12 protein-coding genes are annotated in these 13134 nt (G+C 35.7%); 3 read left to right on the top strand and 9 right to left on the bottom strand.

Annotation, left to right across the window (positions count from 1 at the left end; genetic code table 11):
• Window positions 1–140 precede the first annotated feature (140 nt).
• The 8 genes from HCN53_RS03385 to HCN53_RS03350 form a co-directional block, all read right to left on the bottom strand.
• Window positions 141–2249 (bottom strand): DUF349 domain-containing protein, encoded by a 2109-nt coding sequence (locus HCN53_RS03385; RefSeq protein ID WP_167342026.1) that lies wholly within the window; start codon window positions 2247–2249, stop codon window positions 141–143.
• 67 nt (window positions 2250–2316) lie between these two features.
• A complete protein-coding gene (locus tag HCN53_RS03380; RefSeq protein WP_167342025.1) occupies window positions 2317–3108 on the bottom strand; it encodes a shikimate dehydrogenase family protein in 792 nt (263 codons plus the stop codon).
• Window positions 3083–4102 carry a DUF368 domain-containing protein gene (locus HCN53_RS03375; protein ID WP_167342024.1) on the bottom strand — a complete coding sequence of 340 codons (1020 nt, stop codon included), beginning with the start codon at window positions 4100–4102 and terminating at the stop codon, window positions 3083–3085. The genes HCN53_RS03380 and HCN53_RS03375 overlap by 26 nt, the downstream gene beginning before the upstream one ends.
• A 3-nt stretch (window positions 4103–4105) precedes the next feature.
• Complete coding sequence (locus HCN53_RS03370; protein WP_308736870.1) at window positions 4106–5056, bottom strand: DUF368 domain-containing protein; 951 nt, start codon at window positions 5054–5056, stop codon at window positions 4106–4108.
• A 50-nt stretch (window positions 5057–5106) separates the two neighbouring features.
• Complete coding sequence (locus HCN53_RS03365; protein WP_167342023.1) at window positions 5107–6378, bottom strand: adenylosuccinate synthase; 1272 nt, start codon at window positions 6376–6378, stop codon at window positions 5107–5109.
• Window positions 6378–6845 carry a Fur family transcriptional regulator gene (locus HCN53_RS03360; protein WP_042280240.1) on the bottom strand — a complete coding sequence of 156 codons (468 nt, stop codon included), beginning with the start codon at window positions 6843–6845 and terminating at the stop codon, window positions 6378–6380. The genes HCN53_RS03365 and HCN53_RS03360 overlap by 1 nt, the downstream gene beginning before the upstream one ends.
• A gap of 2 nt (window positions 6846–6847) precedes the next feature.
• Entirely contained in the window at window positions 6848–9049 is a 2202-nt protein-coding gene (locus HCN53_RS03355) for a RelA/SpoT family protein (protein WP_167342022.1), read from the bottom strand.
• A 185-nt stretch (window positions 9050–9234) separates the two neighbouring features.
• Entirely contained in the window at window positions 9235–10344 is a 1110-nt protein-coding gene (locus HCN53_RS03350) for a M42 family metallopeptidase (protein ID WP_167342021.1), read from the bottom strand.
• Window positions 10345–10443: 99 nt separating this feature from the next.
• Between HCN53_RS03350 and HCN53_RS03345 the strand changes: the two genes are divergently transcribed.
• The 3 genes from HCN53_RS03345 to HCN53_RS03335 all read left to right on the top strand — a co-directional run bounded on the left by HCN53_RS03345 (window position 10444) and on the right by HCN53_RS03335 (window position 12788).
• A complete protein-coding gene (locus HCN53_RS03345) occupies window positions 10444–11235 on the top strand; it encodes a DUF4294 domain-containing protein (protein WP_167342020.1) in 792 nt (263 codons plus the stop codon).
• A 109-nt stretch (window positions 11236–11344) separates the two neighbouring features.
• Entirely contained in the window at window positions 11345–12274 is a 930-nt protein-coding gene (locus tag HCN53_RS03340) for a hypothetical protein (RefSeq protein WP_042280237.1), read from the top strand.
• A 151-nt stretch (window positions 12275–12425) separates the two neighbouring features.
• Window positions 12426–12788, top strand: a complete 363-nt coding sequence (locus HCN53_RS03335; protein WP_105019276.1) for a DoxX family protein — start codon at window positions 12426–12428, stop codon at window positions 12786–12788.
• Here HCN53_RS03335 and HCN53_RS03330 read toward each other — a convergent pair.
• Window positions 12785–13054, bottom strand: a complete 270-nt coding sequence (locus HCN53_RS03330) for a DoxX family protein (RefSeq protein ID WP_240919383.1) — start codon at window positions 13052–13054, stop codon at window positions 12785–12787. The two genes, HCN53_RS03335 and HCN53_RS03330, sit on opposite strands and share 4 nt — an antisense overlap.
• Window positions 13055–13134 lie beyond the last annotated feature (80 nt).

Here is a 13134-nt window from a genome sequence, read left to right as displayed (position 1 = left end):
ATTTCAGCTTTATGTTTCCTTTAATTGTTTAAGGATATAGAAAGATGAATAGGGTGTAGGTTAATCGGATGTTTCTCCCATAAAAAAGCCTTGAACAATCGTTCAAGGCTTTTTTTAGAATTAAGAGAAGTTTAATCTGCTTATTCTTCCGATGTAACCTCAGTTGTTACTTCTTCTTGTTGGGCCAATTGACGTTCAAGTATATTAACCTGCTTTTGTTTTTCTTTTACCACGTCTAGCTCTTTCTGTAGATCTGCAATATTTTTCTTTTGTGCAAGTATTAATGGATTTTTGTCATCCTTAGAATTAAAAAACTGAAGGTTATTTTGCAGTTGTAAAATTTCCTTTTTTATCTCATCCTGACGTTTTCTCAAGTAAAAACGCTCGTTTTTAAAGTCTCTTTCATTACCATTTTCTAACGAGCTCAATTTGTTTTGATATTTTAGCATTTCTGCATCTACCTCACTTAAACCAGCTGCTTTAAATTTAGCTTTAACGAGTTTCTCAAACTTATCTTGAATAAAACGTTTTGAGTAAGGCACGCGTCCTATCGCAGACCATTGATCCATGAAAGATTGAATATCCGACTGCATAGCCTTTTTATCATCCTGTGGCAACATTTCCTTTAAAGCATCATAAATCTTAAGCTTTGCTTCGTAATTTTCTTTCTCTTCTACAGTAGCAGCTTCTTTTTGAGCATTCTTTTTATCAAAGAAAGCGTTACAAGCCTTTTGAAAACGTTTCCAAATCTTGTCACTATCTTTTCGAGGTACGTGACCTATTTTTTTCCAGTCTGCCTGAATACGCTTCATAACCTGTAGGCTTCCAGCGAAATCTTCAGAGTTTTGATGTTCTTCGGCAATAGCGATGAGATCCATTTTCTTTTTAAGATTCTCATTTTGCTCGTCTTTAAGCTCTTTATAAAAGTTGTTTTTGGCTCTATTGAATTCCCTAGTTACCGATCTATATTGATCCCATAAATCATTATTCACATCTTTAGGGGCTGCTCCTGTATTTTTGAATAACTCCTTGAGTACGTCAATCTCTTTTAAACGGTCTTGCCATTCTTTATGAGATTTAGCACCTGTTTCAGTTATTTTTTGAACCTCGGCGATGATGTTTTCCTTCACCATCTTATTGTGTTCTTGCTGCTTATCACGCTCCTTATAAAATTCTTGACGTTTGTCATGAATTACTTTTGTAGCTGCTTTAAATGATTCCCAAGTAGGGTCTCTGTGTTCTTGTGCTACTGGACCTACATCTTCTTTCCACATGCGGTGTAATTCCTGAAGTTCACGTAGCGCTTTGTGAATGTTGTCTTCTTGTCCTAATTCTTCAGCGCGAGCTATTATTTTATGACGTAGTTCAAGGTTACGTTCAAAGTCTTTATCACGTAATTCTTTAGAAAGGTCTATGTAGTCATAAAAGTTTTGGGTAGCAAGTCTATAATCTTCCCAAGTGATGTTGTAAGCATCATGCGGGATAGGACCTGTAGAACGCCAGTTTTCTTGTAAATCATGAAACTTTTTGAAAGTGGTACCAATGTTTTCCTCTTCGGTAATCAAGGTTTTAATTCCTTCAATAATCTCACGACGTTTTACAAGATTAGCTTCTTGCTGTGCACGACGTTTTCTTTGAAATTCTCCTTTTTCCTTACGATATGTACGGTGTAAATCGTTAAATACCTTAGTAAGCTCGTTATTATATTCGAACTGTGGTGCTAGTGGATCGTCAGAAGGTGGATTCTCTTTTTCAAACTTTGCCTTTTCTTCCTCGTGAATCTCTACATCACGTTTTTCAAAGTTCTTCTTAATTTTTTCGGCCTGATCTCTAAAACTATTGATGGGATATTCTTGCATCAGTTGACGCAGCTCATCAATAAGTTCCTTTTGATTCATGGTCTCGTATTCCTTTTCAGGGATTTCTACCGTATTATCCTGATTTTCATCCTTATCGGCTTCTTCATTTTCATCGATGATAGGATCAGTAGCATTTTGTACAGCTTCACTTTCTTCCACCATGGTGTCTTCATGAGTAGTAGAATGGTCTTCTGCTTTTTGAGAAGCTTTGTTGGTGCCATCAACTGTCGTAGTTTCTTTAACAGGTTCCACCTCGATGTGCTCCTTTTTAGATTCTTCTGCCTTTTTTTGTTCTGCGATAAAGGCATTTTCAATCGCATTAGTCTCGTCGGATAGATGCTTTGCATCATTTTGTCCATCTGCTTGTGGCAGGTTGTCGTTCTTGTTCATTTTTTTCATTTAAAAAATAGGTGGGCAAGATAATCAGAATGATATGCAATTACAACGTTATGATGCCTTACTTATTCCATATTTCCCAAGCTTTTTCAGCCTGATGTACTAGCATTTGTTTTCCGTTAATGACCTGTGCGCCGTGAGCACTTGCCTTTTTCATAAAAAGAGTTTGTGGTGGATTATAAACTAAATCATAAAAAACATGTTGACCTGTTACCTGATCATAAGGAATTTCAGGTGCAACTTCGATATCTGGATGAGTGCCTAGCGGAGTGGTATTGATAATTAACCCAACCATTTTCATCACTTGAGGTGAAACGGATTTATAGTCTATCGTAAATTCATCCTTAGGATTTCTGGAAACAAATAAATAAGGAATTTGCATAGATTCTAGCGTATAGGCAACAGCCTTTGAAGCACCGCCAGTACCTAATATAAGCGCATTCTTTTTGATGGGTAAAAAAGGGGATAAGCCCTTGCCAAATCCGTAGGCATCCGTATTATAACCGGTCCACCTGTTATCTTCAATAGCTATAGTATTAACAGCACCTATATCTCTCGCCTCTGGACTTATCTCGTCCAGAATATCCATAATATCTTGTTTGTAAGGTATGGTTACATTCAAACCACGTATAATTTCAGATTTACCAGCTGTGGTGCGTGTTTGTAAGTCATAGGTTACGCTTTCGCGAAAGCGAACTAATTCACTAGCATCAGGAATTTCAAAATTTCTATACTCATGATCTTGTAAGCCTAATGATTCGAATTTTTCTGTAAAATAGGATCTAGAAAAACTGTAATCTAATCGCTTACCGATTAATCCAAAAATGCTATGCGGGATTTGCTTTATTTCCATATCGACTAAGTAAATACACAATTAAATATCCTATTAAAATCATAGCAATTGCTATCCATGTTTGAGCAGTTGCAAGATCGGGCCAGTACCTGTTGTAATCTACTAAAATCTCATTACCACTAGCATCTAAAGAAATTTCACCTGTAACTGTGCGTTGATAAATGGCTTGTTTCCAAGGCCATACAACTCCTAAGGATCCTGTTATAAATCCTATAATCATAGCGTTAGTCTGATTACGAAAGTTTTTCATCGTCCATCCCAATAGATGAGATAAACTTACCAAGCCAAAAATAGAACCAGCAACAAAGACTACCAAGATCAATAACAAATCCATATGAACACTGTCGTACCACCATGAGAAATCCCATCTCGCGATTGCTACCATGGTGTTGAATAAAGCATTAATACTATCCACCAGTAAAAGAACGTAATTACCTAGAAGAATAAGGATGAAGCTACCACTCAATCCAGGTAAGGTCATACCGCAAATACTCACCATCCCACAAAAGAAAACAAAAAACAAATTAGTGTTTTGTGTAGCAGGATCGAGTAATGATGTTCCCACGCCTATGGCTATACCTATCATTAAAATGATGATATTTTGTCGAGTCCAACTGTTATAATTACGGGCGATATAATAAATGGAACCTAATATCATCCCAAAAAATAAAGCCCATATAAGAATAGGGTAATATTCTAATAATACATCAAACCCTATAGAAACAGTAAAGTAGCTTATAGCTTCACCCAGGAGTAATAGGCTTAAAAACCTACCGTTTACATAATGAAAGAAAGACCTGAATCTACCGTTAAAAAGTAACTTAAGTGCTTTGAGATTGAGTTTTTGAAGGCTGTAAATAAATTCTTCATAGAAACCAGTAACGTATGCCACAACACCGCCGCTCACGCCGGGAACTTTGTTTGCAGTTCCCATAGCGATACCCTTGAGTATAAGTAATAACTTATCGGTAAAACTACGAGTAGGTTGACGCACGTGTTATTGTTTTTTAGCAGCCCATTTTTCTAAGATAAAAATAAGTGCAAAACCTAGCAAGGCAAGAATAAAAACTAACAGTATTTTAGGTTCTCCATCAAAGTATTGGGGTAAAATACTTTTTTCCAAAAAAGGAACTTCCTCGCCGTGACTATTCACTCGTGTGCTTATAACCTTCTTCCATGGCCATAATTTGTTGAGAGAACCAATCATAAAACCTGTAAGCAAAGCCAGTGTTGTATTTTCTTTATTCTTGAATAACCAGGTTAATATTCTTGAAAAAATCTTTAAACCAACGATACAACCAAGGGCAAATAACATCAAGTTAGTCAAGTATTTACCGACTAAAGACCAATCTCCTTGTGACAAGGCTTCAACTAGACCAGATATACTGCCTATAATTACTTTATAACTTCCTAAAAGAAGTAATAAAAAAGCACCCGAAACGCCCGGAAGTATCATAGCTATTATTGCTATGAATCCTGAAAAAATAATGTACCACCAGGTATCTGGTGATCCTATAGGTTCTGCAATTGTAATATAATACGATATTGCTGTTCCTATTATAATGGCAAGCAGGGCAGTGCCGTTCCATCTTTTGATTTGTCTGGCTATGTATAGTATACTCGCTACCACTAAACCAAAGAAAAATGCCCATACTAGAACTGGATAGGTTTCAAGAAGATAACTAATGAGCTTTGACAGGCTTACAACTGCTATTCCAATTCCTAATATTAAACTAAGTAAGAATTTTAAGTTGTACTTTCTAATTACACCACCAAAACCAATAAGTTTTATGTCTTTAATAGCCTGAAAACTCAACCCGTCAATAGTGGCTATAAGTTCCTCGTAAATTCCCGTTATAAATGCTATAGTTCCACCAGAAACACCTGGCACGACATCGGCAGTACCCATGAGTACACCTTTGAGCATTGTATTAAGATATTTTTTCAAAATAAACTTATTTAAAAAAAGCCGGTTCAAAAATGAAACCAGCTTTATGTTTATCTGTGTATGGTCTGTTTACGATCTGGACCTACACTTACTATTTTAATAGGAATTTCTAGTTCCTTTTCTAAAAACTCAATGTATGCATTGAGCTCTTTAGGAAACTGATCTACCGATGTCATTTGAGTAAGATCTTCTTCCCAACAGGAAAATTCACTATAAATTGGAGTGATGTTTTCCGCTTCTATATTATAAGGCAAGTGCTCTATGGTTTCTCCTTTATACTTATAAGCCGTACAAACTTGTAAAGCGTCAAAACCTGAAAGGACATCTCCTTTCATCATCATAAGTTGAGTTACCCCATTAACTTGACAGGCATATTTTAATGCAACTAGGTCTAACCAACCACAACGTCTCGGTCTTCCTGTTACGGCACCAAATTCATGACCTACCTTAGCCATTTTTTCTCCTGTTTCATCAAAAAGTTCAGTAGGGAATGGACCGCTACCTACTCGTGTTGTATATGCTTTAAAAATACCAAATACTTCACCTATTCTGTTAGGAGCAACACCTAAACCTGTACAAGCTCCGGCTGCAGTGGTGTTTGAAGAAGTTACAAAAGGGTATGTTCCAAAGTCAATATCTAACAAACTACCTTGAGCACCTTCAGCAAGGATTGATTTCCCTTGTTTTTGTGCTTGATGTAGGTATTCTTCAGAATCAATGAATGTCAATTCCTTTAAACGTTCTATAGCGGTGAAGAATTCTTCTTCTAATTCTTTAAGGTCGTATTGTATATCAACATTATGGAAACCAATAAGATCTTCATGCTTATCTGCAAGAGCGCGGTATTTCTCCTTCCAATTGTCCAATTCTATATCACCTACACGGATACCATTTCTACCTGTTTTATCCATATAAGTAGGACCAATTCCTTTAAGGGTCGAACCTATTTTTGCTTTACCTTTTGCCGCTTCACTTGCTGCATCTAGTAGTCTGTGAGTTGGACAAATGATATGCGCCTTCCTAGAAATTATTAATCGTTCAACATAATTGATGTTGAATTGTTTAAGACCGTCTAATTCTTGTGCTAGAACTACAGGATCAATTACTACACCATTTCCTATCACGTTGATAGCTTTGTCGTGAAAGATACCACTAGGGATTGTTCTTAATACGTGTTTGATACCATCAAACTCTAAAGTGTGACCAGCATTGGGTCCTCCTTGAAATCTTGCAATGATATCGTAGTTAGAAGTTAAAACGTCTACTATTTTACCTTTTCCCTCGTCGCCCCATTGCAAACCGAGCAATAAATCTACTGCCATTATTGATTGTTTTCCGTTGAATTTTTAACGCCGTAAAAGTATAAAGAATGATTGGTTATTTGGACATCAAAAACCTCTTCAATTGTCTTTTTTATTGACTCAATTCTAGGGTCACAAAATTCAATAACTTCATTGGTGTCTTGAAGTATTAAATGATCGTGTTGTTTGTCAAAATATGATTTCTCATAATAGGACTGATTTTGACCAAATTGGTGCCTGCGCACCAATTTACATTCCATAAGTAAATCTATCGTATTATAAAGTGTGGCGCGACTTACGCGATAGTTTTGTTCCTTCATTTTAATGTATAATGACTCTACATCAAAATGCTCATCACTGGCATAAATTTCAGCCAGGATGGCAAAACGTTCAGGTGTTTTCCTGTGTTTGTTATCACTAAGAAATTGAGTGAAAACATTCTTCACGATTTCCTGCTCCTTTTCCAAATTGTTAATAATTTCACTCATTATTACGATCTCGTTACTTTGTCTATTCCGTTTATTTTATTCAGATTTTGCATCAACGTTTGTAAAATCTTTTTATTAGTCACTACTACTGTAATCTCACCTTTAAAAATACCATCATCACTACTGAAGCTGATACTTTTGATATTTACGCTCATAAATTCTGAAATGACTTGTGTCACTTCTTGAACCAATCCCAGTCTATCTATTCCTGTAAGTACAAGATCTGCCTTGTGTTCACGTTGCGTTGAATCAATCCATTTTGCACTGATAATTCTATATGCAAATTTACTCTGTAAACTAATAGCATTAGGACAATTGTTTTTATGAACCTTAATACCTTCACTTACTGTTGTAAATCCAAAAACGGAATCTCCTGGAATTGGATTACAGCATTTAGATAATGTGTAATCTAATTGAACTTGTTCTTTACCAAATACTATGTCGTCGTAATTTTCGGTAACTTCTTGTTTATCCAAATCCGGATTAGACTTTGGCTTACGGATTTTGTTTTTTATAAAACTGTATAAAGCGTTACTACGACTACTAGCGTACTCTTTAATGGCTTTGTTGTCTATAACACCTGTTCCTACTCGGTAAAATAGGTCTTGACTGGTTTTTAACTTAAAAAAGTTCACCATTTCATTGATCACATTATTATCCAAGTTGATTTTTTGGGACTTCAGTTTTCGCGCAAGCACTACTTTTCCTTCATCGGCAATTAGTGTTTGATCTTCTTTTAAAGCACTTTTAATTTTGGAACGTGCACGTGCCGTTGTTGCATAGTCCAACCAGTTTTTAGTAGGTTTCTGGTTTTCTGAGGTGATAATATCCACCTGATCACCACTTTTTAATTCGTGAGATAGCGGTACTAATTTACCGTTTACTCGCGCGCCACGAGTGCGCATACCTACTTCTGTGTGAATGGCAAAGGCAAAGTCTAATGGAGTAGAGCCTTTAGGTAATGATTTTAAATCACCTTTTGGCGTAAATACAAATATCTCCTTACTGTATAAGTTGAGTTTAAATTGTTCAACAAAATCAACTGCGTTTACCTCTGGGTTTTCAAGAGCGTCTTGTAAACGATTCAGCCATTCCTCGAGTCCGTCTTCTTGGTTACCTTGCTTGTATTTATAATGCGCTGCGTAACCTTTTTCAGCTACTTCATGCATGCGCTCTGATCTTATTTGAACTTCTACCCATTTGCCATCTGGGCCCATCACCGTGATGTGCAACGCTTCATAACCTGTAGATTTTGGCGAGCTTATCCAGTCTCTAAGCCTTACAGGATTGGGTCTAAAATGATCTGTTACTACTGAGTATACTTTCCAAGCCAGAAATTTTTCATTTGCACGATCACTTCTAAAAACAATTCGTATTGCAAATTTATCGTAGACCTCGTCAAAGGAAACACCTTGTTTAAGCATCTTTCTACGTATACTAAAGACTGACTTATGCCTACCGTATATCGTATATTCAAGGCCTTCTTTATTAAGACTATCGTCAATAATATCACTAAATTCTTTTATATAACGATCTTGTTCTTCTTTACTTTCCTTAATTGAGTTTTGTATATCACTATACACCTCAGGTTCAGTATATTTAAGACCTAGGTCTTCAAGTTCTGTTTTAATGTTGTAAAGACCTAAACGATGTGCAATAGGAGCATAGATATAGAGCGTTTCAGACGCTATTTTAACCTGTTTATAATCAGGCATGCTGTCCATTGTTTGCATGTTGTGCAAACGGTCTGCAATCTTAATAATGATTACACGTACATCCTCGTTAAGGGTAAGCAGCATTTTTCTAAAATTCTCTGCTTGTGTAGAAATATCACCATCCTTTTTAAGATGCGCGATTTTAGTAAGACCATCAACAATGCGAGCGATTGTCGGATTAAAAAGACGCTCTATGTCATTGAGAGAGTATTCTGTATCTTCAACAACATCATGTAATAAGGCTGCTGCTATTGCTGTGGCATCCAGACCTATTTCTTTGGCTACAATTTTTGCAACGGCAATAGGATGGAAGATGTAGGCCTCGCCAGATTTACGACGCTGTGGTGCATGAGCTTCTACAGCAATATCAAAAGCCTTACGAATAAGTTTTTTATCCTCATCGGTAAGAGTTTGATAACTGATCTTGAGCAAGTCTTTATATCCTTGCGCAATAAGTTTGTTTTCTTCGGCTATTTCCACTTCGGTCATAAAGTAAAAGTAGTGCAACATATCGACACATACAATAGCTGGAACTAGATATAGCTTATATTATAATAGGTAAATACCAATAAAGAAGAGATATAAATAAAGTGACCCATTAAATAGAAAATGAAGCACAAAAAAAACAGGTCAATTTGTTATTTGACCTGTTTTTAAATTATTAGTTATTGTCTTTAATAAAGACCTGCGTTCCCATTATTGAAGTAATTAAAATCGTGATTGTTATTTATTTTTAATAGTGATTCATAAATCATTTTTATCACGTTTTCAACATCATCACGGTGTACCATTTCTACAGTGGTGTGCATGTATCTCAATGGCAACGATATTAAAGCACTAGGAACTCCACCATTAGAATAGGCAAATGCATCAGTATCGGTTCCTGTACTGCGCGAGGTAGCTCTTTTTTGATAGGGAATATCTGCAGCATCTGCAGCATCCATAATCAAATTACGCAGGTTATTTTGTATCGCAGGAGCATAGGCTAATACGGGTCCTTTACCTATAGCAGCATCTCCATTTTTCTTCATGTCGATCATTGGAGTAGTGGTATCGTGAGTAACATCAGTGACGATGGCAACATTAGGTTTAATGGTTTGTGTAATCATTTCGGCACCGCGCAAACCTATTTCTTCTTGAACAGAATTTGTTACATACAATCCAAAGTCCAGTTCCTGATTATTCTCTTTCAGTAATCGAGCTACTTCGGCAATCATAAAACCACCCATACGATTATCAAGGGCACGACAAACAAATTTGTTACCGTTTAAGACAAAGAACTCATCTGGGTAAGTGATTACTGATCCCACGTCAACACCTAGTTCTAATACCTCGTCCTTTGTAGTACAACCACAATCAATAAATATATTATCTGGTTTAGGAGCTTTTTCATTGGCTCTACTACGAGTATGAATAGCTGGCCATCCAAAAACGCCTTTTACGATACCCTTTTTGGTATGAATATTTACCACTTTAGAAGGAGCAATCTGGTGATCAGAACCACCATTGCGTATTACGTAAATAAGTCCATCATCGGTGATGTAATTAACGTACCAGCTTATCTCATCTGCATGACCTTCAATGACTACTTTATATTTTGCATCGGGATTTATAACTCCTACAGCCGTACCGTAATTGTCAGTTATAAATTCATCTACATAAGGTTTTAAATAATCCATCCAAACACGTTGACCATTCCACTCATAACCAGTAGGCGAGGCTGTGTTTAGGTAATTTTCTAGAAATTCAAGGGATTTTTTATTAAGAAGACTTTTTTCTGCCATGGATTAAAATTTAAAAACGTGAATATACTGCGCACTTAGCACTTTTTATAGTGGCATCTTTATTATTTTTGGAATGCCTTTTGAACAGAGGTAACTGCTATGAAAAAATTACTTTTTATTCTATTGGTTTGTTTTGTGTACGCTTTCGCGAAAGCGCAATTACCAGATACACTTAAGGTAAAAGTAGACAGCGTAAAATCCAGCTCGCCAGAATATTATTTTATAGACGGTGATTCAGTGAGTGCTGTGGAACTGGACCAAATTATGCTTATTCAAAAGTTGAAATTTGACCATAAATACGAACGTATAAGGTATTTAATCTTAAAACGTAAAACTTTGAAAGTGTGGCCCTATGCAAAACTAGCAGCAGAAAGGTTACAGGAACTGGATAAAAGGCTAGCGACATTAGAAAATACTAGAGATAAAAAACGATATGCAAAAATGGTCGAAAAGTATATCGAGGAAGAATTCACTGCCGAACTTAAGAAATTGACACGGACTGAAGGGCAAATCCTTATTAAATTAATTCACAGACAGACAGGCGACACTGCATTTGAACTGATTAAGCGATTACGTAGTGGCTGGAGTGCATTCTGGTTCAATAACACGGCAAAGATTTTTGATATTTCATTAAAGGAAGAGTACAAACCACATATGGTTGTAGATGATTTTTATATAGAAGACATTTTAATAAATGCCTTTAGACAGGAAACTCTTGAGGAACAACAAAGTGCTATTCCTATCGATTACTTTGAAGGCAAGTCCACCTGGAAAGCTTATACCGAGGCTTTACCAGCTAATTACGACAGCATTCAACTTGCCGAAAGAGCTAAAAGGATAAAAAAATATCGCGAGAAAAAGGCAAGACAAAGAAAGCGTAAACAATCTTAGAATGAGTGTGTTTACCTATTAACAGGTTTATTATATTCTCATTTTCTACTAGGTGTTCTTAAATTTCTCATAATTTTATAGTATCATTGAGCGATTAATTAATAAACAAATGAGAAAATTTACCTTTTTACTATGTTTCCTTATGACTGGTGTAGCTTTTTCACAGACTACGCTAGATGTTGTGCGGTTAAATCTCGCTAGAACTTCAATGCAAGATGTTGATGGAGATTTTGAAGAAACAGATATTTCTAACGTTAATTTAGAAATTTTATATCCTACACCATTAAGTTCCAAAACGACCTTAGTTACTGGTCTAACTGTTGAGAATACTCAAATAGACAACTTATTTAGTCTACAAGGAGCAAATTTCCCTAACATTTTTAATTCATTAGAGGATGATCGACTATTGATGACTAGATTAAATTTAGGGGTGAAAATGAAACATAGTAGAAAATGGACGGGTAATTATGTGTTGCTACCAAAATTTGCTTCAAATTTTGATGGTGATTTAGATAATGCTTTTCAATTTGGCGCTATAGCCTTTATGGAGATGAAGAAAAACTCCAGAAGAGTTTACCGTTTTGGAATGTATTCTAGTACCGAAGAATTTGGACAAATAATTACGCCATTGGTTGGTGTGTATTATAGAACTAAAAATAGAAAGTTTACTTTAGACGCTTTATTACCTATTAAAATGGAGGCTAACTATTATTTCAGTAAGAAATTTGCTCTAGGTGCTGATTTAAGGACAAGTGTTAAATCTTATTTCCTTAATGGTTATTCTCAAGATTTATATGCTCAAGAAGAATCAATTAGATTCGGTTTGTATGCTTCCTACGGATTGTTTAAAAACCAAGTATTAGCTCGTATTAAAGCAGGTTTTGATACTACTGACTATGGTGTGTATAACACAGGAGATAAAGTAGGAGCACAGGTGTTAACTTTCCAGGTGAGTGGTGATGATCGTAATAGATTAAATGCCGAATTTGACAGTAGCTTTTTTGTAGGCTTGGATCTTATTTACAGAGTTGGTCTATAAGTATAATTAAAGATAGAAAATAAAAAACCCTTCTGACAGAAGGGTTTTTTTTGTCCTTTACATGAAATAATAAATTGCTAACATTGTTTTGTTTAATTATTAACATAAATTGTTAGACATTCGTATACCTTTAAAAATAAAAGTTTTAGAAATGGAGTACGTGATTATCGCCCTTAAAATAATTGTAGCTGTAAGTTTATTGAATGTTTGGTTAGTTCAAAGAAACAAGAAAACAAAATGGAGAGGTGGCGACGCCGATACGCTAGTTGAGGAATTCAAAGTTTATGGATTACCTGTGCAAGTATGTTATATTGTTGGTATCCTCAAGGTGTCATTATCTTTATTATTGATAGCTTCTATATGGGTAAGTGGAATTGAAAGCTATGCGGCTTTAGGGTTGGCTGCCTTGTTGACTGGATCAGTAGTTATGCATTTAAAAATTGGTGATCCGCTTTATAAATCTTTTCCAGCAGCCTTCTTTCTGACCTTGTGTCTATTTATTTACTTGTATTAGATATAGGTGTAAAATTTAAAGGCTAAGAACGCATTTAACAAGGAGAAGAGTAGAGCAGGAGCTGATAATGGTAGGCTGTCCTTAATTCTAAGTCGGGTAAAGAAACCTAACGCCATTAAAACGGCTAGTCCTAACGCTCCTATAAAGGATAACCACCAAACTGACATTAAGTAACCTATAACCAGACTGGATCCACCTAATATTTGAAGTAATCCAGTAATTTTGCGATATTGAGGTATACGGAATCTAATGAACTCTGCTTTCATTTTTTTCGAATACAAACAGCTGAATCCATAAAATATAAAACTAAGCCCAGAGAATAATGTAACAACTAGTAAAGCCTTCA

Source organism: Nonlabens sp. SY33080, from assembly GCF_011784885.1.
Classification (GTDB): Bacteria; Bacteroidota; Bacteroidia; order Flavobacteriales; family Flavobacteriaceae; genus Nonlabens; species Nonlabens tegetincola.
The sequence above is the reverse complement of the archived record's forward strand: the minus strand, read 5'-3'. Positions and strand labels throughout refer to the sequence as shown.